Origin of the sequence: Gramella sp. Hel_I_59, from assembly GCF_006714895.1 — a bacterium.
In the GTDB taxonomy this organism is placed as follows: Bacteria; Bacteroidota; Bacteroidia; order Flavobacteriales; family Flavobacteriaceae; genus Christiangramia.
This window is the reverse complement of sequence record NZ_VFME01000001.1, coordinates 1,847,435-1,873,669: the sequence shown is the minus strand read 5'-3', so window position 1 is coordinate 1,873,669 and position 26,235 is coordinate 1,847,435. Positions and strand designations below refer to the sequence as shown.

At 38.4% G+C, this 26,235-nt stretch carries 21 protein-coding genes; 10 read left to right on the top strand and 11 right to left on the bottom strand.

The window, feature by feature from the left end; translation table 11 throughout:
• Positions 1–55: 55 nt before the first annotated feature.
• The gene (locus tag JM79_RS08460) at positions 56–2,062 is read right to left on the bottom strand and encodes a dehydrogenase E1 component subunit alpha/beta (RefSeq protein ID WP_141877730.1); all 2,007 of its coding nucleotides are present in this window, start codon (positions 2,060–2,062) and stop codon (positions 56–58) included.
• Positions 2,063–2,187: 125 nt separating this feature from the next.
• On the opposite strand from JM79_RS08460, the gene JM79_RS08455 reads away from it, so the two are divergent.
• The 7 genes from JM79_RS08455 to JM79_RS08425 all read left to right on the top strand — a co-directional run bounded on the left by JM79_RS08455 (position 2,188) and on the right by JM79_RS08425 (position 8,890).
• Positions 2,188–3,138: a 2-oxoglutarate and iron-dependent oxygenase domain-containing protein gene (locus JM79_RS08455; RefSeq protein ID WP_141879208.1), complete on the top strand. Its 951-nt coding sequence runs from the start codon at positions 2,188–2,190 to the stop codon at positions 3,136–3,138.
• Positions 3,139–3,141: 3 nt separating this feature from the next.
• On the top strand, positions 3,142–3,498 hold the full coding sequence (locus JM79_RS08450) for a translation initiation factor (RefSeq protein WP_185739472.1): 357 nt from the start codon (positions 3,142–3,144) through the stop codon (positions 3,496–3,498).
• Positions 3,499–3,525: 27 nt separating this feature from the next.
• The gene (locus JM79_RS08445) at positions 3,526–4,455 is read left to right on the top strand and encodes a DUF1835 domain-containing protein (RefSeq protein ID WP_141877728.1); all 930 of its coding nucleotides are present in this window, start codon (positions 3,526–3,528) and stop codon (positions 4,453–4,455) included.
• A gap of 1 nt (position 4,456) precedes the next feature.
• Complete coding sequence (locus JM79_RS08440; RefSeq protein ID WP_141877727.1) at positions 4,457–5,326, top strand: nucleoside phosphorylase; 870 nt, start codon at positions 4,457–4,459, stop codon at positions 5,324–5,326.
• Between the two features lie 73 nt (positions 5,327–5,399).
• Positions 5,400–7,457, top strand: a complete 2,058-nt coding sequence (gene ppk1 / locus JM79_RS08435) for a polyphosphate kinase 1 (RefSeq protein WP_141877726.1) — start codon at positions 5,400–5,402, stop codon at positions 7,455–7,457.
• Positions 7,450–8,310 carry a substrate-binding domain-containing protein gene (locus tag JM79_RS08430; protein WP_141877725.1) on the top strand — a complete coding sequence of 287 codons (861 nt, stop codon included), beginning with the start codon at positions 7,450–7,452 and terminating at the stop codon, positions 8,308–8,310. The genes ppk1 and JM79_RS08430 overlap by 8 nt, the downstream gene beginning before the upstream one ends.
• Before the next feature lie 13 nt (positions 8,311–8,323).
• Positions 8,324–8,890: a hypothetical protein gene (locus JM79_RS08425; RefSeq protein WP_141877724.1), complete on the top strand. Its 567-nt coding sequence runs from the start codon at positions 8,324–8,326 to the stop codon at positions 8,888–8,890.
• A gap of 20 nt (positions 8,891–8,910) precedes the next feature.
• On the opposite strand, the gene JM79_RS08420 is transcribed toward JM79_RS08425, so the two are convergent.
• Complete coding sequence (locus JM79_RS08420; protein WP_141877723.1) at positions 8,911–9,576, bottom strand: uracil-DNA glycosylase; 666 nt, start codon at positions 9,574–9,576, stop codon at positions 8,911–8,913.
• Between the two features lie 47 nt (positions 9,577–9,623).
• Between JM79_RS08420 and JM79_RS08415 the strand changes: the two genes are divergently transcribed.
• Both JM79_RS08415 and JM79_RS08410 read left to right on the top strand, forming a co-directional pair.
• A complete protein-coding gene (locus tag JM79_RS08415; RefSeq protein ID WP_141877722.1) occupies positions 9,624–11,810 on the top strand; it encodes a DNA mismatch repair protein MutS in 2,187 nt (728 codons plus the stop codon).
• Positions 11,811–11,812: 2 nt separating this feature from the next.
• Positions 11,813–12,226, top strand: a complete 414-nt coding sequence (locus JM79_RS08410) for a thiol-disulfide oxidoreductase DCC family protein (protein WP_141877721.1) — start codon at positions 11,813–11,815, stop codon at positions 12,224–12,226.
• Here the strand turns inward: JM79_RS08410 and JM79_RS08405 are convergent.
• From JM79_RS08405 to JM79_RS08385, 5 genes are all read right to left on the bottom strand, one after another.
• The gene (locus JM79_RS08405) at positions 12,223–13,542 is read right to left on the bottom strand and encodes a dicarboxylate/amino acid:cation symporter (protein ID WP_141877720.1); all 1,320 of its coding nucleotides are present in this window, start codon (positions 13,540–13,542) and stop codon (positions 12,223–12,225) included. The genes JM79_RS08410 and JM79_RS08405 overlap by 4 nt on opposite strands.
• A gap of 18 nt (positions 13,543–13,560) precedes the next feature.
• Positions 13,561–14,625: a chorismate synthase gene (gene aroC / locus JM79_RS08400; RefSeq protein ID WP_141877719.1), complete on the bottom strand. Its 1,065-nt coding sequence runs from the start codon at positions 14,623–14,625 to the stop codon at positions 13,561–13,563.
• Between the two features lie 121 nt (positions 14,626–14,746).
• Positions 14,747–15,133: a response regulator gene (locus JM79_RS08395; protein WP_141877718.1), complete on the bottom strand. Its 387-nt coding sequence runs from the start codon at positions 15,131–15,133 to the stop codon at positions 14,747–14,749.
• Positions 15,134–15,140: 7 nt separating this feature from the next.
• Positions 15,141–17,102, bottom strand: a complete 1,962-nt coding sequence (locus JM79_RS08390) for a PAS domain-containing sensor histidine kinase (protein ID WP_141877717.1) — start codon at positions 17,100–17,102, stop codon at positions 15,141–15,143.
• Positions 17,103–17,205: 103 nt separating this feature from the next.
• Positions 17,206–20,127, bottom strand: a complete 2,922-nt coding sequence (locus tag JM79_RS08385) for an FAD-binding and (Fe-S)-binding domain-containing protein (RefSeq protein ID WP_141877716.1) — start codon at positions 20,125–20,127, stop codon at positions 17,206–17,208.
• Between the two features lie 134 nt (positions 20,128–20,261).
• Between JM79_RS08385 and JM79_RS08380 the strand changes: the two genes are divergently transcribed.
• A complete protein-coding gene (locus JM79_RS08380) occupies positions 20,262–20,762 on the top strand; it encodes a porin family protein (RefSeq protein WP_141877715.1) in 501 nt (166 codons plus the stop codon).
• 46 nt (positions 20,763–20,808) lie between these two features.
• Here the strand turns inward: JM79_RS08380 and bshA are convergent, their stop codons facing one another.
• The 4 genes from bshA to JM79_RS08360 form a co-directional block, all read right to left on the bottom strand.
• Entirely contained in the window at positions 20,809–21,939 is a 1,131-nt protein-coding gene (gene bshA / locus JM79_RS08375; RefSeq protein ID WP_141877714.1) for an N-acetyl-alpha-D-glucosaminyl L-malate synthase BshA, read from the bottom strand.
• 3 nt (positions 21,940–21,942) lie between these two features.
• Positions 21,943–24,870 (bottom strand): glycoside hydrolase family 3 N-terminal domain-containing protein, encoded by a 2,928-nt coding sequence (locus JM79_RS08370; protein ID WP_141877713.1) that lies wholly within the window; start codon positions 24,868–24,870, stop codon positions 21,943–21,945.
• On the bottom strand, positions 24,870–25,355 hold the full coding sequence (locus JM79_RS08365; protein WP_141877712.1) for an ABC transporter ATPase: 486 nt from the start codon (positions 25,353–25,355) through the stop codon (positions 24,870–24,872). The genes JM79_RS08370 and JM79_RS08365 overlap by 1 nt, the downstream gene beginning before the upstream one ends.
• 79 nt (positions 25,356–25,434) lie before the next feature.
• The gene (locus tag JM79_RS08360) at positions 25,435–26,226 is read right to left on the bottom strand and encodes a (Fe-S)-binding protein (RefSeq protein WP_141877711.1); all 792 of its coding nucleotides are present in this window, start codon (positions 26,224–26,226) and stop codon (positions 25,435–25,437) included.
• Positions 26,227–26,235: the final 9 nt, after the last annotated feature.

The following is a 26,235-nucleotide window of genomic DNA, read 5'->3' as shown; positions in this document are numbered from 1 at the left end:
TAACAGAGAATGTGTTAACTAATCTTAATTATCTCAAATTAATGATAAAAGCTTGCTAATAATTCAATAATTCCTGCAATCTTAATTTAAAGCGATCCTTTGGCAAATACTGGTTTTCCAGCTCTTTTGCAAATGGTATAGGTGTTTCCAGAGCACCCACTCTAAATACCGGAGCGTCAAGACTCTCAAAACAATCTTCAGAGATCATCGCGGCAATTTCTGAAGCAAAACTACCTGTAAGTGAATCTTCAGTTAGCACGATCGCCTTTCCTGTTTTCGTGACAGATTTACAAGTTGCTTCCTGGTCTAGCGGTTGTAAACTTCGAAGATCCAGAAGATCTGCAGAATCTATTTTCAACTCATCCAGAATTTCCATGGCCCAATGCACACCAGCACCATAAGTGATTATTGTAACATCACTGCCTTCTCTTATTAACGATGCTTTTCCGAACTCTGTAGTGTAATATCCTTCTGGAACTTCCTGCCTGATACTTCGATACAGCGCTTTGTGCTCGAAATATAACACGGGATTAGGATCATTAAAGGCGGTATTCAACAAACCTTTCGCATCTGCCGGAAAAGCAGGGTATATAACTTTTAACCCTGGAATTTTTGTAAACCAGGCTTCGTTGGTCTGGCTATGGAATGGTCCTGCACCTACACTACCCCCACAAGGCATTCTAATGACCACATCGGCATTCTGATTCCATCGATAATTGACCTTTGCCAGGTAGTTCACGATTGGATTGAATCCTGAACTTACAAAATCACTGAATTGCATTTCAACCATAGCTTTCATGCCCTTAATGGATAGCCCCATGGCAGTGCCGACTATTGCCGACTCACATATTGGCGTATTGCGAATTCTTTCCTTACCATAATTAGCAAGTAAACCATCGGTAATTTTAAAAACACCACCGTAATCTGCAATATCCTGACCCATAAGCACAAGATTGGGATGACGTTCCATAGATTCTGAAACGGAGGCAGCTATAGCATCTATAAATCTTAATTCTGAAGTTGTAGATGCAGGCTGAACATTTTCAAATTTATAATCAGCATACACATCATTCAATTCAGCTTCCAGATCTGCGGAAATAATTGCTTCAGAATTGGCAATCTCAAGATGTTCGTTGATCTCCTGTAATATTTTTTCTTTTATTTCAGAAATCTGATCTTGAAATATGATTTTCTGTTCCAGGAGATAATTTTCAAAATTGAGCACAGGATCCTTTGCCTGCCACTCATCCATTAATTCCTGCGGAACATATTTGGTACCACTGGCTTCCTCATGTCCTCTCATTCTAAAAGTCTTAAATTCCACAAGAACCGGCCTGGGTTCTTTCCGCATACTTTCAGCTATTTCAGAGATTTTCTCATAAACTTCGAGAATATTGTTACCATCAATGATATGCGCCTCCATCCCGTAGCCAGCACCGCGATCTGCAAGATCCTTACATCTATACTGTTCTGTAGTTGGAGTTGAGAGTCCGTAACCATTATTTTCGATACAGAACAAAACCGGTAGATCCCAAACCGAGGCTATATTCAAAGCTTCATGAAAATCACCTTCGCTGGTACCACCTTCACCAGTGAAAACTGCAGTAACATCCCCTTCTTTCTTGAGTTTGCTAGCAAGTGCAATACCATCTGCCACTCCAAGCTGTGGTCCAAGATGAGAGATCATTCCTACTATATTAAATTCCTGTGTTCCAAAATGAAAACTCCTGTCTCTACCCTTTGTAAAACCAGAAGCTTTCCCCTGCCACTGAGCGAATAGCCGCTTTAAGGGAATTTCCCGGGTTGTAAAAACACCGAGATTTCGATGCATTGGCAAAATATACTCATGTTTATATAAGGCCTTGGTTACTCCAACAGAGATCGCCTCCTGCCCTATTCCACTAAACCATTTACTAATTTTACCCTGACGCAACAAGATCAACATCTTCTCTTCGATCATTCTGGGTTTTAGAATGGCAGAATACAGATCCTGAAGAGTCTTGGTATCGTGATTGCTGGAATTGTATTGTATACTGTTTTGTGAAGTATCTACAGAAGACATATATTATAATTTGTTCGATAAATGTAAGTAAAATTATAAAGTTGAATGGATGCTAAAAATCCATGAATTACTTAATTTTACTTAACTTTGTTTGTTACCTAAAATTTTAAAAGCGCTATATGGCAATGAATAATATTCCCAGTGTAGATCTCGCCGATTTTCTTTCGGAAGATCCTAAAAGAAAAGAAAAGTTCGTTAACGAGATTGGTAAGGCATATGAAGAAATAGGTTTTGTAGCTCTTAAAAATCACTTTTTGAGTGATGGTCTGGTTGACAATCTTTACAAAGAAGTAAAATCTTTTTTCGACTTACCTGTTGAAACTAAGAAGAACTACGAGATCGAAGGGCTGGCTGGACAAAGAGGTTATATTTCCTTCGGAAAAGAGCATGCGAAAGGTAAAAAAGAAGGAGATTTAAAAGAATTCTGGCATTTTGGACAGGAACCTTCAGCAGATGCGAAACTTTCTGAAGAATATCCTGAAAATGTACAGGTAGAAGAATTACCAGATTTTAATGAAACTGGTATGGAAGCCTATAGAATGCTGGAAAAAACTGGCATTTACGTGCTTCGCGCCCTTGCTATATATATTGGATTGGAAGAGCATTATTTTGACCATTGGGCAAGTAATGGAAATAGTATTTTAAGACCAATCCATTACCCACCAATTACTGAAGAGCCAAAGGGAGCTGTTAGAGCTGGAGCTCACGGAGATATCAATTTAATTACTCTTTTGATGGGAGCATCTACGGGTGGTCTGCAAGTTCTTCGGAAAGATGGTGAATGGATCGATGCAGTTCCGCAGGAAGATGAACTAGTGATCAACGTTGGGGATATGCTGGAAAGACATACCAATAACAAACTTCGTTCTACTATTCACCGAGTTACGAATCCGCCAAAAGATCAATGGGGAAAACCTAGATATTCTATTCCATTCTTTATGCACCCACGCAGTGATATGAGACTTGACTGTCTTGAAGAATGTATCGATGAAGATAACCCAAAACAATATGAAGACATTACTGCAGGAGAATTTTTGCATCAGCGTCTTGTGGAGATAGGTCTCTTAAAAAAATAGATAATGGCGAAAAAGAAATTAGGTCTGGAAGATCTGGGAGGTTTCGTGTTTTCGACCAATGATGAATTTGATGAAACATCATATGCCAATGGAGATTCCCAAGAAGAACTCGCTCCGGAGGATCAGCAATTAGAAGCACATTTTAGTAATAAAGGAAGAGGCGGTAAAACAGTGACTATCATCAAAAATTACCAGGGTTCTGAAGAAGAACTCGTCAAACTAGGAAAATTACTGAAGAAAAAATGTGGAGTTGGCGGTAGTACCAAGGATGGAGAAATAATCATCCAGGGTGACGACCGTGAGAAAATAATGCAGATCCTGCAAAAACAAGGATATCAGGTTAAACGTGTTGGAGGTTAATTTCAGCACGTTTTTTATATCTCAAATATGAGCGAAAAAACTTTACATATAGTAAACGGTGATGGTTTGGCCGAACAAATGCAGGAGCTCAACTTACCGGGTGAATTGATTATATGGCGTGAACTTTTATGTGAAGGTCCTACAAACAGGAAGCTTAATGACAAGTTCTTCAAAATGCGCAAGAAATTCCTGTTAAAGGCATACGATATCTCTGCGGAAAATTATGAAGAACGTTTTATTTCTGAAGTTGAAAGACTGAAAGCCATGGATGACTATGACAAGATCTATCTGTGGTTTGAGTATGATCTTTTTTGCCATATTAATATGCTTGCCGCCATTCAGGTTCTTGCGAACAAGAGAATGGACATGCCTGTTTATCTTGTGTGTAGCAAAAAACTTAAAGGTGAGAAGGAATTTCAACCCTTATGCCAGCTATCAATTTCAGAATTGAAGAACCATTATGAGAACAGCATTGTATTAACTTCTGAAGATATTGAAGTTGCATTGTTGATTTGGGAACTTTATTGTGGTGATGATCCTTTAAAACTAAAAGCACAAATCAAGACCAAGTCCAATTTTGAATATCTATCAAGCTGCATTAGAGCACATATTGAAAGGTTTCCAAATAGTAAGACAGGGATCAATTCGCTTGATAGAAACATTTTAAAACTTATAGAATCAAGAGAGATTACCAGTAGAAATCATCTACTGGGATATGCTCTACAGCATCAGGGTTATTATGGATATAGCGATAGCCAGATGCAAAGAAAACTGGACAGGCTCTCCCTGTTCTATTCTGAAAACGAAAATAAAATACAACTTACTGAAAAAGGAATTCAGGTATTAAATGGAAAAAAGAACTTCTATCGTGAACTTTCAAATGAACAGGTTTATGGCGGAGTTCGAAAATTCGATTTCCTATATGATCCTGAATTGAACAGATTATTAAAACTATAGAATGAGTTTAAAAGCTTCAGAATTGATCCTCAACGAGGACGGTTCCATATATCACCTTGGTTTACTACCACATGAAATCGCAGATACAGTGATCACCGTTGGTGACCCGGCAAGAGTAGAAAGAATTAGTGCTTATTTTGATAAAATCGAGATTACTAGAATGAAACGTGAGTTCTGTACTCATACTGGTCTGCTGGATGGAAAAAGAATTACCGTGATGTCTACAGGAATGGGAACAGATAATATTGATATCGCTTTAACCGAACTGGATGCATTGGCAAATATCGATCTGCAGAAGAAAGAAGTTAAGAATGATCTTAGAGCTTTGGACATTATTAGAATTGGTACCACCGGTTCTATTAGAGAAGATATCGCTTTAGATTCATTTCTGGTAAGTGAACTTGCAATGGGCTTTGATGGTCTAATGCATTTCTATGAAAGTGATAGTTTTTTACAGGCTGATTATGCTGAAGAATTTGTAAAACAAACGAACTGGTCTTCTAAAAAAGCATATCCATATGTAGTCGAAGGAAGTGGTAGACTCATCGAGAAGTTCTCATCCAAAGATACTGTCAAAGGTTTTACTGCCACGAACATTGGTTTCTATGGTCCACAGGGAAGAGTTCTTCGGAACTCTATTCCTGAAGCAGATATGAATCAAAATATCGCCGCCTTTAGTTTAAATGGAAGGTCTATTACCAATCTTGAAATGGAAACTTCAGGAATCTATGGGATGTCCAAACTACTGGGACATCATGCAGTCTCTATGAATGCCGTATTAGCGAACAGAGCTACCGGAGAATTTTCAGCAGATCCTGGAAAACTTGTGGATAATCTCATTAAATACTGTCTTGAAAGGATCGTTGCTTAAGTAGCTTATTTAACAATATATTAAAAGCTCTGCATGGCTTACTTTGTATTTTTGGTTAAACAAAATAATGTCCATGCCGCAACCTAGTGAAAACCGTTTTAGACACCGAGATCTAAACTGGTTGAGTTTTAACGAAAGGGTTCTACAGGAGGCTGCAGATAAAATTAATCCTCTTTACGACAGGATGAAATTCCTGGCAATTTTTTCTTCCAACCTGGATGAATATTTCCGCGTACGCGTTTCTCAACTCCGCCAGATGAAAAGGGTGAAGAAAAGTATCAGGAAAAAACTAGCCCTTAAACCTTCAAGGATCACTAAGCAGATCATCGAAGAAGTTAAAAAGCAACAGAATCAGTTTGGAGATATCTATAAAAAGCAGATCATCCCGGAACTTGCAGCAAACAACATATTTTTACTGGAGGCAGATCATTACGATGAAAAGCAGAAGGCCTTTGCTGAGGATTATTTTCAAAAGAACATTCAGCAACATTTAGATCCTATTCTAATTAATCTGGATGAAGAGAATGAATTGTTTCTGAAGAATTCTATCCTCTATTTCCTGGTTACTTTTAAAGATGAAAATAAATTAGCCATTGTTAATATACCGGTAGAAGAATGTGGCCGATTCGTGTCTTTTGATGATGAAGCAGAAAAACATCAGATCACTTATTTAGATGAAATTCTAAGACATCAATTGTTTAAAATTTTTCCTGAAAGCGATATTACAGGAATCTATGAGATCAAATTATCCCGGGATGCTGAACTGTATATCGACGATATATATGAAGGCGTACTGGCAGAAAAGATCTATGAATCTTTAAAGCAAAGAACAGATGGGCAGCCCACAAGATTACTTTATGATGCAAGCATGCCCGATCCTGTTCATAGAAAAATCAGGAAACTTCTGAAATTAGGGAAGATCGATATGATGCCGGGAGGTAAATATCATAATTTCAAAGACTTCTTTACTTTTCCTGATCCAGGTGACAATAAGGATCTTCATTTTAAAAAGCTTCCTCCTCTACCTCATAAAACCCTGGAAAAAAGTAATGATTACTTTAAATCTATCCTAGAGAAAGATCAGGCGCTGCATTTTCCTTTTATGTCATTTGATTATGTGGAGAGATTTGTAGAACAGGCCGCGGCAGATGAACAGGTTACTGATATTAGTATTTCCCTTTATCGGGTAGCCGATGAGTCCAAACTTACTAATTCTCTAATGCGGGCTCTGGAGAACGGTAAAAATGTAACTGTTTTTGTAGAAGCCAAAGCAAGATTCGATGAGGAGAACAACATTAGCTGGGGAAGAAAATTTGAAGAAAAAGGCGCTCATGTGATCTATTCTTTTCCGAAGGTGAAAGTACATTCGAAAATCATGCTGGTAAAAAGGCAAGAGAATGATGAAACTGTACGATATGCATATATTGGAACCGGAAATTTCAATGCAGAAACCGCTGAAATCTATTGCGATCATGCCATCTTTACAGCAAATAAACTTATAACTAAAGAACTCGACCGCCTGTTTAAAGTGCTGGAAGGAGAACTGATCATCCCGAGAGAAAAGAACCTTTTGATCTCTCCATTTTCTACAAGGCAGGAATTTACCAAATTGATCTACAACGAGATCGAAAATGCCAGAGAAGGCAAGAAAGCTAAGATTACCGCCAAGATGAACAGCCTTGAAGATGAGGAAATGATCGAGTTGCTGTACCGGGCGAGCGAAGCGGGTGTCGAGATTAGAATGCTGATACGGGGTTTTACCTGTCTAATTCCAGGAGTTCAAGGAATGAGTGATAACATTTATATCACCAGTGTCGTTGATCGTTTTCTGGAACACGGTAGAATCTATCTTTTTGAAAATGATGGTGATGAAAAGATGTTTTATGGGAGTGCAGACTGGATGAGTCGTAATCTTGATCGCAGGATTGAAGTCATCTCTCCGGTGCTGGATAAAGATATTTTTAACGAATTCAAAGAGATACTGAATATTCAGTTAAAGGATAATATGAAAGCTCGTATTCAGGATAAGGAAGAGTCGAATACCTATGTTCAGAAAGAAGATGATGAGGAAACAGTACGTTCGCAATATGCGATATATGACTATCTAAAAGAAAAGCATTCAAATGACTAAGATTAAAGTTGGTGGTGTACCGGAGCATTTTAATTTACCCTGGCATCGTTGTATCGAGAATAATAAATTCGCAGAAGCGGGAATAGATCTTGAATGGAAGGAAGTTCCGGAAGGTACAGGAGCGATGTGCAATTTGCTTAGGGAAGAGGAAATAGACGTAGCCGTTATACTAACAGAAGGTATTAGCCGTGACATCATAAATGGAAACCAAAGTAAGATTATTCAGAATTATATTGGAAGTCCGCTTATTTGGGGAATTCATGTGGACGGTAGATCTTCCTTTAAAAACATCAACGATCTTAAAGATACAAAGGCCGCAATTAGCCGTGAAGGAAGCGGCTCACATCTCATGGCCTATGTAAATGCTGAAAATGTTGGTTGGAATACAGATTCACTCAAATTCGAAGTTGTTCATAACCTGGAAGGAGCTATTGAGGCTTTGAGACAGGATAATGCACAGTATTTTATGTGGGAACATTTCACCACAAAACCTCTGGTGGACAATAATACCTTCCGACTTATAGCCGACTGCCCTACTCCATGGCCTTGTTTTGTGATAGCAGCTTCTCAAAAAGTAATTGTTGAAAAGCCTGACGAACTTCTAAAAATGCTGGATGTCTTGAATACTGAAACAAGCAATTTCAAAATTCAGAAAAGTATAGATGTTGAACTGGCAGAAAGATACGGACAGAAACTGGAAGATATCCGTAAATGGCTTGATCTTACTCATTGGAGTCAGCAGCAAATTGCCGATCAAAATCTAACTGAAGTTCAGGATTATTTAAAAAGACTTAAACTTATTTCCGAAAAAGTAGATAATAAGGAATTAATTCATAATTTCAGGGCCAAATAATCTACTTCTACAAATGAAATTTTTACTTACCTGCTTGCTTTTAGCAGCCACATCTCTGGGTTTTAGTCAGACCAACGACAGTATTTCCAATGCAAATTTAAGGGAATCCGGAGAACAAGAATTAAGTCTGAATGCTTTTAACCTCGTTGCCTTCGGTATCGTAGATATCACTTATGAACGCATAATTTCTGAAAATTCTACCTGGGCGATCGAAGCTTTTTACCATCCAACTAAGGATGATTATCTCAATGATGCTTATTACAAAGAGCTCTCTTTAACCGGTAAATACAAGCATTTCTTTAGCTCAAAGTATGCCCGTGGCTTTTATGTTCATGGTTTTGGAATGTTATCTAATGGTGAATATGAAGATGGATCATATTACAATGAAAGCACTAATGAATATGTTTATGAAACTAATGACTATACCGACTTTGCCATAGGATTCGGTCTGGGTGGTAAATTTGTTTCTAAAGGAGGCTTTTTATTAGACCTAAGCGGTGGTATTGGTAGAAATTTGTTTAGTGACAAATCTCCAACTATTGTTGGTCAGTTTATGGTCAACCTGGGATATAGATTCTAATTAGCACTTATTGAGTATGCTTACCAATTAATCGGTTTTTTACCTTTTGATTGCAAATACTCATTGGCCTGACTAAAATGTTTATTTCCAAACCAGTATCCTCTGTTTGCGCTTAATGGTGACGGATGACCACTGGTTAAAATTAGATGCTTCGAACTATCGATTAGCTTGGATTTTTTCTTGGCATACCCCCCCCAAAGTATAAAAACTACATTTTCTTTTTCTGTGGAAATGAGCCTGATCACTTCATCTGTAAAGACTTCCCATCCTTTATTTTGGTGGGAGCCGGCCTGGTGAGCTCTCACGCTTAAAGTTGCATTTAATAAAAGTACACCTTGATCTGCCCATCTTTCGAGATTTCCACTGGAAGGAGCTGGTTGATTAAGATCAGTCTCAATTTCTTTAAAAATATTGATCAGTGAAGGAGGAATCTGGACATTATCACGAACAGAAAAACATAAACCGTTCGCCTGCCCTACTCCATGATATGGATCCTGACCCAGAATAACTACCCTGGTATTATCAAATGTTGAATGATCAAAAGCAGCAAAAATTTCACTGCCTGGAGGAAAACATTTATGCTCCGTATACTCCTCTTTTACATATTGGATTAAATTCTTGAAATAGTCCTTTTCAAATTCAGCATTTAGAACTTTTTTCCAGCTTTGATCTATTCTTACGTTCATGAGAATTGATTAACTTTGTAGAACCTCAAATGTAGGGAAAAATTGATATGATAAAAATTAGTTCCAGGAGTCTTGATGATTTGGAATTTCCAGTAGTATGCGCACAGGTTAGCGAACTTTGCATTACAGGACAGGGAAAAGAAAAGGCTCTTAAGATCCAACCATACCCGAGTTTTCAAAAGACCGTTTTTGGACTCGATCAAACCAATGAATTTATTAAATCCAAAACCCAGGATGAAGCGATCCCGAATTACGGATTTGATAGTATTCAACCTGAGCTTCGATTACTGGCTATAGAGGAGTCGGTTCTTGAAATTGGAGGTTTCAGAAAGATTTCTTCGCTTAATGAAACGGTGAATAATCACTTGAAATTCTTTAGAAAAAACAAGCATCTCTATCCTGCTTTGTCTGAGACTGTTTCTCATCTGGAATATGACCTAAGCCTCGTAGAAAAGATCAATTCGGTTATTGATCGGTTTGGGGAAATGAAAGATGATGCTTCCACGTATTTACAACAGTTGCGAAGATCGATCAATGCTGTAAAGGGCCAGATAAATACAAGTTTTAATTCAGCTTTAACTACCTACAACGGTTATGGATATCTTGACGAGATCAAGGAAAGTGTTGTGGAGAATGTGCGGGTGCTCGCTGTCAAATCCATGTACCGACGTAAGGTAAAAGGTGGAATCATGGGGAATTCCAAAACCGGCAGTATTGTATATATTCAACCGGAAGCTACACATCGTTATACTCGAGAACTTAATAATTTAGAATACGAGGCAAAAGAAGAGATCAAGCGTATCTTAAAAGAACTGACAGAGTTTACCAGGCCCTATCGTGAAGTTTTGGTAGAACATCAGGATCTTTTAAGTGAAATGGATGTGATCGCTGCCAAGGCTAAATACGCCTATAAGATTGAGGGGATCTTACCAAAGATCACCAAGGATCGAGAATTATTTCTGAAAGATGCATACCATCCTTTATTACTTCTGAATAATAAGAAAAAGAACGAAAAGACATATCCACAGAGTATTGAACTAGGCGCTGACAACCGAATAATGGTTATTTCAGGCCCAAACGCCGGTGGTAAAAGTATCACTCTTAAAACTGTTGGACTTTTGCAGGTAATGCTCCAGAGCGGAATGCTTATTCCAGTTCATGAGTATAGTAGAATGTGCCTATTCTCAAAAGTTCTTACCGATATTGGTGATAATCAATCTATAGAAAATCACCTCAGTACATATAGCTACCGTTTGAAAAACATGAATTACTTTCTGCGGAAATGTGATGATAAAACATTGTTTCTAATAGATGAATTTGGAACGGGAAGTGATCCTGAACTTGGTGGTGCCTTAGCTGAAACATTTCTGGAGGTTTTCTATGAAAAAGGATCTTTCGGAATTCTTACAACACATTACGCGAACCTGAAGAAATTGGCCAATGAATTGCCAGAGATGAGCAATGCGAATATGATGTTCGATAGTCAGACGCTTGAACCAATCTATAAGCTACAGGTGGGAGAAGCCGGAAGCTCCTTTACTTTTGAAGTTGCCCAGAAGAACGGTATTCCTTATAGCCTGATCAATCGGTCTAAAAAGAAGGTAGAACGTGGTAAGATTAGATTTGATCGAAGTATCGCGAACCTTCAGAAGGAACGTTCTAACCTTAGAAAAACAACCGACAGTCTTAAGACCAAAGAGGAAAAAGCCGCGGCTGAAAAGGAAAAGCTGGAAGAGACAAACTCCAGGGTTCAGCAGAAACTCGAGAGCTATCAGGAGCTGTATGATACCAATCAGCGAATGATCTATCTTGGACAGAAGGTCAATGATTTAAGCGAAAAATACTTCAGCAATAAGAAGAAAAAGGAGCTTATTGGAGAATTTATAAAGCTGGTGGAAATAGAGAATTCCAAACGAAAAAAAGAAAGCGCCAAGAAACTAAAGGCTAAGAAAAATAAGGAAGAACAGCTTAAAAAAGAGGTTCAGAAAAAAATTGAACCTATTCGGGAAAAGAAAAAAGAAGAGAAGAAAAAAGAAACGCAATTAAAGAAACAGGAAGCCAATAAACCAAAAGCTAAATTAAAGATTGGTGATCGTGTTCGGCTTGAAGATGGAAAAGCGGTTGGGACTATCGATAAGATAGAAAAAGACAAAGCTCTGGTGAATTATGGTATTTTCACCACTTCAGTAGGAATGGCTCAACTGGAACTGGTACAATCTGCTAAAAAGAAATAGTTATGGAAAATATTTCCAAACATAAGATCATATTGTTCGATGGCGTTTGTAACCTTTGCAATAACGCGGTACAGTTCATTATAAAACATGATCGTAAGGATAGGTTTCGATTCGCATCCCTGCAAAGTGAAATCGGAAAAGGACTTATTGAAGAAAGAGGATTTGATCACGAAGATCTGGATTCTATTATGCTTATTGAGCCGGGTGTGGCATATTATAGAAAGTCTACTGCAGCCCTGGAAATCTCAAGAGACCTCGATGGAGGATATTCTTTACTGAAAAACTTCTTATTTCTACCTGAGGGTTTGAGAGATAGTATTTATGATCTCGTAGCTAGTAATCGATATAAATGGTTCGGGAAAAAGGATAATTGTATGATCCCTACTCCCGAACTAAAATCGAAGTTTCTGGATTAAACGGTTTCCTCATTTTCAGGATGGTAATCATCATCCCAGTCTTTCACATTAGGAGGTCCCATCATATCTACAGATTTTGCTACCATGAGAGATACTGCAGCATCACCGGTAACATTAACGGTAGTTCTACACATATCTAATGGTCTGTCTACTGCAAATATTAAAGCCAATCCTGCTTCAGGAATACCAGCTTGGGCAAGTACAATTACTAACATTACCATGCCTGCTCCCGGTACAGCCGCTGAGCCTATAGAAGCCAATGTAGCTGTTGCGATGATCCCTAATTGTGCCCCTAGTGATAGGTCCATCCCGAATGCCTGAGCGATAAATACCGCCGCTACTGCCTGGTAAAGACTCGTACCATCCATATTGATCGTGGCGCCAATTGGAAGTACAAAACTAGTAACCTCTTTGTTAACACCCATGTGTTCTTCTACCCTTTCCATAGTAACAGGAAGCGTGGCAGCACTAGAGCTTGTGGAAAAAGCAAGTAATTGAGCAGGCCCGATTCCGTTCAGGAAAAATGAAGGTGTATTTTTAGTAAAGATCCATACCAGTAAAATATATACTCCTATCATAAGAGCCAAACCTAGCAGTACAGTAAGTGCATACATGGCAAGAGCTGCAAAGAGATCTGCACTTGGCGATTCTACAACGAGCGCTGCCAGTAAGGCAAATACACCATAAGGTGCAGTTAGCATAATAAGGTCGATCATTTTTAATATGACTTCATTGAAGCCATCAAAGAAATCTTTAACCGGTTTTGCTGTTTTTTCAGGAATCAGTATGAGTCCTAGTCCAAAGAATATCGCGAAAAATATAACCTGAAGCATGTTCCCGTTATCGCTCGCCGCACCAAAAATGTTACTCGGCACCAGATCTTCCAGGGCCTGTAAAGGTCCGGCATCCTTCTGTTTCTGAGCATCTGTAATTCTAACTGAAGCATCTCCTTCGTAACTGGCTATAAGATCACTCCGCGTTTCTTCAGAAATCGCTTTCCCGGGTGCAATAAGGTTTACCATGAGCAACCCTATAGAAACTGCGATCACGGTTGTAATTACATAGGTCGCAATGGTTCTGGTTCCCATCTTGGACAACTTTGAAATATCTTTAAGGTCTGAGATCCCCTTGATAAGAGATGCCAGGATCAATGGCACTGCAATTAACTTAAGTGCATTGATAAAAATATTTCCGAAAGGTTTGATCCAATCCCCTGTAAATTCTGGTCCCCAACTAAAATTAGTCATGATAAGTCCAAAAATGACACCAGCGGCCATTCCTAAAAGTATCTGCCAGTGCAACGCGAGTTTTTTCATATACCTAATGTTCTACTATTAAATTTTTGATGATTTATTCTGAAGAAAATAGTCGGCCATAATGATTGCGGCCATGGCTTCTACGATGGGTACTGCTCTGGGCACAACACATGGATCATGTCTACCTTTGCCCTGCATGTCTACCTGCTCTCCTTTGGAATTGATAGTTTGTTGTTTCTGCATTAGTGTTGCAACTGGTTTAAAAGCTACTCTGAAGTAGATATCCATTCCATTGCTTATTCCTCCCTGGATACCGCCACTCAAATTAGTCTTAGTAGAACCATCCTGATTAAACTGATCGTTGTGCTCACTACCTTTCATCGTAGTTCCAGCAAATCCGCTGCCGTATTCAAAGCCTTTCACAGCGTTGATCGATAGCATCGCTTTACCGAGTTCAGCGTGTAACTTGTTAAAAACAGGTTCACCCAAACCTTTAGGAACATTTTGGATAACACAATCAACGATTCCACCAACAGTATCCCCGCTTGAGCGAATTTCCTTGATATAAGTCTCCATTTCCTTTGCCTTGGCAGGGTCTGGACATCGAACCGGATTCTTTTCAACTTCTGAAAAGTCCAGTTCCTGATATTTTTTATTTAGTTCAATATGACCTACAGTAGAAACATAGGCATTGAATTGAAGGGAACTTAAAAGCTGTTTGGCAATACTACCTGCAACAACCCTACATGCCGTCTCTCTAGCCGAGGATCTTCCACCACCACGGTAATCGCGAACACCATACTTTTCGTCGTAGGTATAGTCGGCATGGGAAGGCCTGTAAGTATCTTTTATATGAGAATAATCTTTGGATTTTTGATTCGCATTTTTAATGACAAATCCAATTGGAGTACCGGTTGACTGACCTTCGAAAATTCCCGATAGAAATTCTACAGTATCGGGTTCTTTACGCTGAGTTACAATTGCAGATTGCCCGGGACGTCTTCTATCCAGGTCCTGCTGTATCTTCTCGAGATCTAGCTTTACTCCTGCAGGACATCCATCAATCACACCACCAATAGCGACACCATGAGACTCACCAAACGTAGTTAATCTAAAAAGTGTGCCTATAGAATTTCCTGCCATTTATTCGATTTTGAACAAATGTAATTTTTTAAGAACATATTTGAAAGTGGAATCCTATATATTCCCAATGTAGGAAAAGGCTATTGCTTATTTAGAAATATAATAGCTAAACACTTGTTTTCTATGAGCTAGCAGATTCTCCGCTATTATCCCTCGCAAGGACTTCAGACACTCTATTTAAAAGGGTATCCATGTCAAATGGCTTGGGAATAAATTCAACGGCACCTACAGATTTACAAAGGTCACCTACGTTATGCAATGCAGACATCATGATGATTGGAACGTGAGCAACTTCTTCATCTGCTTTTAATTCCACGCATACATCTGTACCGTCCACTCCAGATATAAGTTTATCCAGAAGTATCAGTTCTATATCGTGTTTCAGAATATTTTCTTTCGTAAGCTTAGGTTGTTGAGAAACAGTGACGTTATGATCTGAGAACTCAAGTATATCTTTAAGCATTAATCCAATTGTTTGATCGTCATCCACGATTAAGATTCTAGCCATTTTTTAATTAATTTAGGGGTAATATAAATGTAAATTCAGAACCTTTACCAGGTTCACTTTTCACGACAATTTTGCCCTGATGCTTCTCAATAATTTCGTTTGAAAGATAAAGCCCAATTCCGAAGCCTTCATAAGTTTCATCTTTATTTCCAGAAACTCTGTAGAAGCGTTTAAATATTTGTTGTTGTTCCTGCAATGCTATACCTATTCCATAATCTTTTACGCTTACAGCTGCTTGATTTTCACCAGTTTTAAAAATCCTTATAGATACTTTCTTAGTGTCTGGAGAATATTTTACAGCATTCGTAATAAGATTAGTTATAACCTGTCCAATTCTTTCTCGATCAGCGTTTACTGAAACTCTCTCATCATGATTGATATCAATTTGCATCTCGCGATGAGAAAACGATAGATCTTCAACTACTGTTTCTATCTGGTCATTTAATTGAAATTCGCTGAGTTCCAGAATAAGTTCATTTTGCTCAATTCTACTTAGGTCAAGCATTTCTGATATCAACCGAATAAGCCTTTCGATCTGGCTCTCAATTCTATGTAGATATGGTTTAACGGGAATATTCTTAGAATCTGTCTCTACCTTCTCAGGCAGTATAGATTGTAGCAATTGTATATAAACTTTAATAGAAGTAACTGGAGTCTTGAGTTCATGACTTACGAGTTTCAGAAAACTTTCCTTTCGCTTCTCATCATCCTTTAATTTCTGAATTTCGGTACTGGATGTTAGCCAGGAGTAAATTTTACCATCTACATCCTTCAAAGGGTTGCTTCGACAAAGATGCCACAAGTAATCGCCTTTCTTATTCAGAAGCCTAATTTCAGTCTCTAAAGACTCACCACTACTAAAATGTTGCGCTACTTCCTTAGAAACTCTTTCTTTATCTTCAGGATGAATAATTTCCAACCACGGTCTTTCCAAAGATTCCTGCAAGTTTAGTCCAACGTAATCCAACCAACTCTGATTGTAAAATTTAACCTTAGAATCAGGTCCAGCTATACTAATTTTATGAGGCATGAAATTAACGAGCTGTCTAAAATCAGACTCACTTTTTTTGATTTGTTCATTCAGTAATGCCTGTTTAGTTACATCACTCGAGATATTTGCGACACCAATAATATTACCTTTACTATCTCTTTGTGGTTGATAAGAGATATCAAAATATCTTTCTTCTGTATTCCCGTCAATATTTAAGGTTATAGGTTTTTCAACAGCATGAAATGGTTCACCGGTAGAATACACACGGTTTAATAAATCTACCAAACCTTGTTCTTTAATCTCAGGTAAGATCTCCGCAATAGGTTTTCCAATTACATCTTTTCCCTTACCCCATACTTTAACAATAGCATCATTAGCCATATCTACCACATGATCTGGCCCATGAAAAATCGCTATCAAACTTGTTGTAGAATAAAATAGATCACGGAATTGCTGCTGGCTCTTCTTTAAATTATTCTGAGCTATTTTTCTTTTGGTAATATTTTCAATACTTAGTAAGATAAAATTACTATCAGTCCCGGATAGCTGTATTTCACTAGCATTTAACAGCAAGTGCTTTTCTGTACCGCCATTCCCTTCAACCTGCATCTCAAAATTTGTCATTTTGCTATTAGAAGGTAGAATTGTTTCTAGTACAGTCTTAAGCTGCGGAATATCCCACTGAGCAGCCTTTACTTCATAAATTAATATGTCCTGAACTTCATCAGAAGATATTTTAAATGTCTTCAGAAAGTATTTATTGGCAAATACTACTTTGAGTTTATCATCAAGGATCACCAGAGGATGATGAATGTTATCTATAACAGATTCCTTTAAATCGAATATATTATTAGATAGGGATCTGTTAGTTTTTGCCTCAAACTTAATATTCGAGGTTTCTAATTCGTCTATTTTTTCCCTGGCCCGTTGTAAGTCTTCTTCGAGTTGCTTAATTCGCATTTCTTTATCCATTGACATACCGTATTCGAAGCTCTTATTAGTTTTAATTTAGAGGGCTAAATTTAATGTTTTGAAAGTCCTAGAATTGCAATTAATATAGCATTAACAAAACTTTGCGTCTTTAAGCAAGTGCATTATATAAAATACTTACCGGGTGTTGTGCTATTCTGCCAGTACCATCCTTAATTTGATGTCTGCAGCTTGTCCCATTGGCAGAGATAATCGTGCCTTCCTTACTTTTCCTAATGGCTGGAAATAAGGAGTTTTCCCCTATTTGCATACTAATCTCATAATGTTCCTTTTCATAGCCGAAAGAACCTGCCATGCCGCAGCAACCTGAAGGGATGATAGTTACCTTGTAATTTTCAGGAATATTGAGAATATCGAAAGTTCGTGAAGTATTAGAGAGCGCTTTTTGATGACAGTGTCCATGAATTTTAATGGTTGCCACTTCAGTAGTGAATTGCTTGTTGCTGATAATTCCTGCTGAAAGCTCCTGTTTCAGAAATTCTTCAATTATAAAGCAATTCTTAGCAAGTTTCTCAGCTGACTTTTTATCATCTGCCAGTCTTAAGTATTCATCTCTAAAACTTAAGATCGCTGAAGGTTCTACTCCTAGCAATGGAGTTTCGTTCTTAATAATAGAACTAAAGATTTTAATATTCTCATTGGCCAATTTCTTCGCTTCACCCAGGAATCCTTTGGAAAGGTAACTCCTTCCACTTTCAGGATGGTCAATCATTTTCACCTGGTAGCCTAACCGACTTAAAAGTCTGAGGGCATCGATACCAACTTCTACATCGAGATAATTAGTAAATTCATCATTAAAAAGATAAACCGTCCTAACAGGATTCTGAACTTTGAGCGTCTCTTTATTAGCCAGGTAGTATTTTTTAAGCGTAGTCTTTCCAACTGCTGGAAGTTCTCTTTCTACCGCTACCCCAAGTATTTCTTTTGCTATTCTGGAAGTAAATTTATTTTGCATTACAAATCGTGATAAACCAGGAACTTTAGATGCCATAGCGTTTTGCTTCGTGATCCCCGCAAAAGTTCGATCCCTTAAACTAGGTTTGTTCGATTTGTAATACTGAAATTGAAATTCAGCTTTAAGAGCAGCCATATCCACATTGGACGGACATTCACTTTTACATCCTTTACAGCTAATACACAGATCCAGCACTTCCTTTAGTTCTGGATGATCAAACCTGTTCTCCTTATCTGAATTTGTGAGAAATTCCCTTAGAGCATTTGCGCGAGCTCTGGTGGTATCTTTTTCATCCCTGGTGGCTCTGTAACTAGGACACATGGTTCCTCCTGCTTCTACCGACTTTCGGCAATCACCACTCCCGTTACATTTTTCGGCCAGTTTAAGAACTCCTTCGGCATCAGAAAAGTCCATGATGGTCTCGATCTCGGGTTCTTTACGATCTGGAACATATCTAAGAGAAGTATCCATAGCAGGTGCATCTACGATCTTACCTTTATTGAAAATATTATCTGGATCGAAAGCAAACTTTATATCCTTCAGCAGTGAATACACTTTTTCACCATACATAAGTTCAATAAATTCGGCCCTTAACCTTCCATCGCCATGTTCTCCACTAAGAGAACCATTGTATTTTTTCACCAGTTTCGCAACATCCAGCGTAATACTTCGGAATAAACCAACATCTTCAGATTTTTTCAGATTCAGAATAGGACGCAAATGAATCTCTCCAGCGCCTGCATGAGCATAATAAACGGCTTGTTGATCAAATTTTTTCATGATCTGTGTAAACTCCGAAATATAATCTGCCAGTACAGGGATGGCCACAGCTGTATCTTCAATACATGCAACAGCTTTACGGTCTCCCTTCATATTACCCAGTAATCCCAATCCGGCTTTTCGAAGATCCAGAGCGAGATCAATTTGATTACCATAAAGAACGGGAAAAGCATAACCAAGATTGGAACTTTTAAGTGTACTCATCAAAGCTTCTAAATTTTGCTCAAGTACTTCCTGTGTTTCTGCGCGTAACTCAAGCATCAGGATCGCCTCAGGATCATTTTCTATAAAGAATCTGTTCTCACGATATTTCAAATTATCACTGGTGCAGTCGAGAATGATCTTATCCATCATTTCACAGGTAAATAGCGAGTGTTCCATGGCCGGAACAACCGCTTGCATACATGCGTCTATTGAATGAAAATGCACTGCGATCATCGCCTTTTCTGAAGGAGGCAGAATATCCAGCTTTAGCGTTATTTCAGTAATAAAAGCCAGCGTTCCTTCACTACCTGCGATAAGGTCGCAGATATTCAGTTTTCTTTCAGATTCCTCAAATACTTCAGTATGCAACAATTCATCAAGCGCATAACCTGTATTTCGCCTATGTAATTCCATAGGAGGAAAATTACTAATGATCGCTTCTCTGTTTTCTTCTGAATTAAGAATATCCTGGATCATACGGTAGATATCGCCCTCCAGACCTTTGATATTTAATTTTTTCTGAAATTCAGTTTTTGTAAGATCTCTAAACTCAACTTCACTTCCATCACTTAACAGTGCTCTGATAGATTTGATCCTATCCCGGGTTGTACCATACCTGATCGAAGTAGTTCCACTGGAATTATTACCTACCATTCCTCCTATCATACATCGATTCGAAGTCGAAGTATTAGGTCCAAAGAAAAGACCATGCTTATGAAGTTTCCGGTTGAGATCATCCCGAATTACCCCAGGCTGTACGGTAACCGTATTACTATCCGGAGCTATATTTATTATATCGGTAAAATGACGCGAGACATCCACAATAATTCCATCACCAGTACATTGTCCAGCCAATGAAGTTCCAGCAGTCCTGGGGATCAAAGTAATTTTATTTTCCCTGGCGAATCTTATAAGTCTTATAAGATCTTGCTTTGACCTAGGTATGCTTACGGCTAGTGGTATTTCTCGATAAACAGAAGCATCGGTTGCGTAAATGGTTTTCCAGAGCTCATCATAATATAGCTCTCCTTCTAATTCTTTCGCAAGCTGTTGCAGGGAATCCTTCAATTTCATACTCAAATTTAGGAAGTTTCAGTTTACCGACTTAACAGAATCTTAATTAATATTAACAATACATTTACTAGCCTGAACGTTCTCATATTGGTAAACGGCATAAATTTGCCGAGATGAATTTAAAACAATCAAACATGAAAAAAGTAGTTCTTTTTGCAGCTTTTATTTTTGGAGCTGTTTTTCTGAATGAGGCAAGCGCACAGCAAATCTCTAAAAACGCACTTGGTTTGAGAGTGGGTGATGGTGGTGGATTTGGTGCCGAGGTTTCATATCAGAGAGCAACAAGTGAGAACAACAGGTTAGAGTTCGATCTTGGATGGCGTAGTGATAATGATAAGTATGATGCTATCAAGCTTGTTGGATTGTACCAATGGGTATGGAACATTGACGGAGGTTTTAACTGGTACGCAGGTGCTGGTGCGGGACTTGGTAATTACGATGACAACCGTAGAGGTGATATAGATCGTAATGATGGTGTTTTTGCATTATTGGCCGGTAACGTAGGGATCGAATATAATTTTGATTTCCCGCTATTGTTATCATTAGATTTCAGACCTGAAATTGGATTTTCAGACTATGATGATCACGATGATTTCACACCAGATATCGCTTTAGGTATTAGATATCAATTCTAATTGAGTAGAAGATAACAACAAAAAAGGAGCCAATTGGCTCCTTTTTTTATGCTTTAATCAGTGCTTTCTTATACAGCTCTTCGTACCTGGGAACGATCATATTTATATCAAAATCCCTTGCTGTTTCTCCAGCCTGCCTTTTAAATTTCCGTAGAACTTCTTCTGTTTCTAAAATTGAAATAGCACTGTTAGCCATTGCAGATACATCACCTACGTCATGAAGATAACCTGAGAAATCATCTTTATTCACTTCTGGCAAACCTCCAGTATTAGAGGATATTACAGGGACAGAGTGAACCATTGCTTCAAGTGCAGCCAATCCGAAACTTTCAGTTTCAGAAGGTAAAAGGAACAGATCTGAAAAGCACAGGATCTTATCAATTTCATTACTTTGCCCCAGGAATAGTACTTTGTCTGTCATGCCCAGATCGCGAACCAGTTTTTCCGCTGTTTCTCTTTCTGGACCTTCACCTACCATCATTAAACGAGCACTTACAGATTTCTGAATTTCAAAGAAGATCTTCACGACATCATCCACCCGTTTTACTTTCCGAAAATTACTTACGTGTGTAATTATTTTTTCGTCAGATTGTGCCATCAATTCTCTCTGGCAGTCTGTAAATGTTTTCTTCTGAAATTTAGATACATCAATAAAGTTAGGAATAACTTCAATTTCTGTTTTTACGTCAAAATGTCTTAGGGTATCCTCTTTTAAGCTTTCTGAAACAGAAGTCACATAATCACTTTTATTGATACTAAAGGTTACAGCAGGCTTATAAAATGGGTGATTTCCAACCAGAGTAATATCTGTTCCATGCAAAGTCGTCACCATTGGAATTTCGATTCCTTCTTCAGCGAGCATCTTTTTAGCCATATAGCCAGCATAAGCATGAGGAATCGCATAATGAACATGCAAAAGTTCTATTCCATAATTCTTTATAACATTTACAAGTTTGCTGCTTAAAGCAAGCTCGTAGGGTTGATAATGAAATAGAGGATACTCTGGTACGTTCACTTCATGAAACCTGATGTGGCTGGAAATTGTCTCCAGTCTAACAGGTTGTTTATAGGTAACAAAATGTACCTCATGGCCACGTCTGGAAAGCGCCAGGCCTAACTCGGTGGCTACTACTCCGCTACCACCAAAAGTTGGATAACAAACAATTGCAATTTTCATTAATTAGAAATCTATAGATTCGTATATCACTTTCTGGATCTCAGACCGGATATCTTCCCTGATGAGTTTCCTGTTCGTTGAATCAGGAAAAGTTCTGTTTGATAAAAATACATAAACTATCTCTTCTTCAGGATCTGCCCAGGCGAATGTCCCTGTAAACCCACTATGTCCAAAACTATTCATAGACACACAGTTACAGGTTGGTCCTGAGGTTCCAAGCTGTGGTTTGTCGAAACCTACACCTCTTCTTACATTTTGCTCACAATAATAGCAGGTATTATATTTCTCAATGGTATCTTCGCGCAAGTATTTTTTCCCACCATAAGAACCGCCATTTAGATAGGTTTGCATCAACTTGGCAACATCATTTGCAGTACTGAACAATCCTGCATGGCCTCCAATTCCGCCTTGCATCGCAGCACCCTGGTCATGAACATATCCACGAACAACCTGCCCTCTCCATAATTGATCATTCTCTGTAGGTGCTATTTGGAGGCTATCAAACCTTGTTTTAGGTAAATAGCCAGTATAATTAGCACCAAGGGATTTGTAAAAATGCTCCTGTGTAATGTTTTGAAGTGAAGTCTCGTAATAGCTCTCCAGGTAATACTTTAGCAAATAGTATGGCAGATCACTGTATTTATAAGACCTCGTTTTCTCAAGTTCGCTAAGCCTGATCGTGTTGATAATGGTATCGCCAATATCCTTTCTAATAAACATATTATCTGCAACCTGAGTATTGTAAGTTTCAGAAGGTAAAGTGTTATAATAATCGGCAGAAAGCCCCTTAGTTTCAGAGTCAAGGGTAGAAATATAAAATGGAATCCAGGCTTGTAATCGAGCATAATGCATCAACATATCCTGCAACTTAATATTGGATTTATTCGAATCTTTAAGTGAAGGAAGTAATTCACCAAGCGTAGTATCAAAACTCAGAACTTCTTTCTCATCCAATTCCATGACCAGCGGCAAAGTAGCCAGGATCTTAGTAAGAGATGCCAGATCATAAACCGTAGTATCGGTCACAGGCAACTCTTCTTCATAAGTCTGATAGCCAAAATTCTTCTGATATATTACTTTACCCTGGCGAGCAATAAGTATCTGTGCCCCCGGAGTCATTTTTTCTGAAATAGCATAATTAATAATACTATCGATCTTCTGAAGTTTATAGGAATTCATTCCAACGCTTTCCGGAGTTCCATAAGCTAAGCGATCAACATCCTTAGTATTAAAACCGGTTCCTGCTGGAAATTCATTCTGGATGCTAACCGGAAGACGACCTTTCGCCTGAGCCGCTCCAAAAATTATCTGACCAACCTTTTTCTGAGCCAGAGGATGATTCTGGTAGCCAATAAGGATCCCTTCTATATTGGTGAAACTTTTTATATCAAGTAATGCGTAAGGTCTAGCGAATAGTGCAAGGATCGTCTTATTCTTGCGGGCAATCTCATGCAGCCACACCAATTCGTTATTTGAAAATTTGTAAGATGCCCACGGACTACTATTCGATTTATGGAAACCAATGATCACACGATCATATTCTTCGAGTTTGTCAAGCAGCAAGGCTAATTTATCTGCATGAACCCAATCTACTTTCGCATATTTCTTTAGCTGCTGAAGAAAAATACTACCATCATTGTCCCCAAAATTCACATAGGCAATCTTTTCTTCTGAAAGATCTTTAACCGGAACTACAGCCTTATTGTTTTTGATAAGCGTTGCAGCATTTTCATAAAGCTCTTCCAGCAAAGCTTCATCACGAGAAGTATATAGTTCTTCTATGAGGAAATTTGTACTAATCGGTTTAAAATAATGAAGACCAGCCTTATACTTAGCATATAATATTTTCTTTACTGAAAGTGCCAATCGGTTTTCACTAATAGTACCATTATTTACCGCATCCATAATACTTTGAGAAGCTCTGCCAACATCTTCACTCATTAGCAGGATATCGTTCCCAGCGCGAAATGCATCAAGATCCACTTCACCGGGTTCCATATTTCTTGAAACACCTTTCATGTCAAGTGCATCGGTAAAAATAAGACCATTAAAGCCAAGCTCTTTCTTCAGTATTTCTGTGATAATATCCTTGGATAATGAGGCAGGCTTGCCATCTGTAGGCTCTAAATCTGGAACATTAAGATGGGCTACCATGATACTGCTAAGCCCTTCAGGAATTAGTTTTTTATAAGGATAAAGTTCTACACGTTCGATCCTTTCCGCAGAGAAATTAATCGTTGGTAACGTCTTATGCGAATCGGAATCTGTATCGCCATGACCTGGAAAATGTTTTGCACTGCTGAGTGCTCCCTCACGGTGCATGCCTCGCATAAAAGCAAGGGATTTTTCGGTGACATTAAATTTATCTTCCCCAAACGACCTGTTTCCTATAATTGGATTGTCTGGATTAGTATTAATATCCACTACTGGGGCAAAGTTAAAGTGCACACCCAATCTCTTAGTTTGCTTGGAAATAGCTGCGCCAGCTTCCTCTACCAGTTGATTATCCTGTATGGCACCAAGTGTCATATTCCATGGCAAGGCAAAAGTGCTGTCAAGTCGCATAGCAAGTCCCCATTCAGCATCCATTCCAATTAGCAAAGGAACTTTAGACATCTTCTGAAACTCATTGGTCAACTGAGCCTGTTTCACCGGACCTCCTTTGGAAAAAATAAGTCCGCCAATATGATTTTCAGCAATAAGCTTACGAATAGTATCGGCTTCGTTATCATTTTTAGACCAGATACTCGCCATGAATAGCTGCCCCACTCTTTCCTTAAGATTCATGGAGTCGTACGTACTATCCACCCATTGTTTTTGAGCAGCATGATCTTTGGTAAACAATGGATTTTTCACCTGGGAGAATACACCAAGACTGAAAAACAAAAAGAGTAAAAGTGGTAATTTGAGGGACAGGGTTCTCAATATCATTATTTCATGAAGCGTTTATGCCAGCTCTCAGAAGCAGGAACTTCCCATTCTGTTAGATATTCGGCTTTGGTATTAACGAGATTATTGAATACGATCGTATTCATGGACACCGCTTTATCCTTTGCCATTTTTCTGAAATCGGTAAGTGTTTTATAAGCAACAAATTCTCCCTGTTTATAGGAAACATTCATTTTATCGAGAAGATCAACGTTATAGTCTTTCTCCAGTTGCTGAATGAATTGCACGGAAGAATCTATAGAGCAGCCTGTAGCAGCGTTCAATTTCTGATCCAAGGCTATTGTAATAAATCTTTTGTACTTGATATCGTAGGAAGCCTTAAGATCTCCTCCATGTGCTGTCCATCTTTCAATGAACTGGTCTAATCTTGATGAGATCTCCTGTAATTCCTCTTCTGTAAAAGATCTGTTGGCCTGATAAATCCAAACTCTTGAATCTTCTGAAAGGCTATCAAATGGTACTAACATAGGCTAAATTTGTATTCACACAAATCTAATTGATTTAGCCTTGGAGTCAAATAGAGACTGGTCTTTTAACTTTTAGAATTTAAAGTTCGTCTGCGCTGGCGATCATTTCAGCAACATCCATTACCTCGATACTATCTTCCTTTTCTTTATTCTTAACCCCATCTGTCATCATGGTGTTGCAAAAAGGACAACCGGCAGCGATTATTTCCGGTTTCACTTCCATAGCCTGCTCAGTACGTTCGATGTTTACATCCTTGTTTCCTGGTTCAGGTTCTTTGAACATTTGTCCTCCTCCTGCTCCACAACACAAGCCGTTCTTTTTACACTTACGCATTTCAACAAGCTCAACTTCAAGCTTCCGAAGAAGATCACGAGGAGCTTCATATTCATTATTAGCGCGACCTAAATAACATGGATCATGGAAAGTAATTCTTTTTCCTTTGAATTTTCCACCTTCAACTTTTAAGCGACCTTCATTCAAAAGATCTTTTAAAAACTGAGTATGGTGCATTACCTCATAATTTCCGCCAAGAGCAGGATATTCGTTTTTGATGGTATTGAAACAGTGAGGACAGGCAGTAACCACCTTTTTGATCTCATAACCATTTAACACCTCAATATTCGTAGCAGCCTGCATTTGAAAAAGAAATTCGTTTCCAGCTCTTTTTGCAGGATCCCCGGTACAGCTTTCCTCAGTCCCAAGAACAGCAAAGTCAACTCCAGCTTTATGCAGAAGTTTTACAAATGCCTTGGTGATTTTTTTAGCACGATCATCGAAACTTCCCGAACAACCAACCCAGAACAGAACTTCAGGCTTTTTGCCTTCTGCCATATATTCTGCCATTGTAGGTACTTTGAGTGCTTCTGCCATATTATCGAT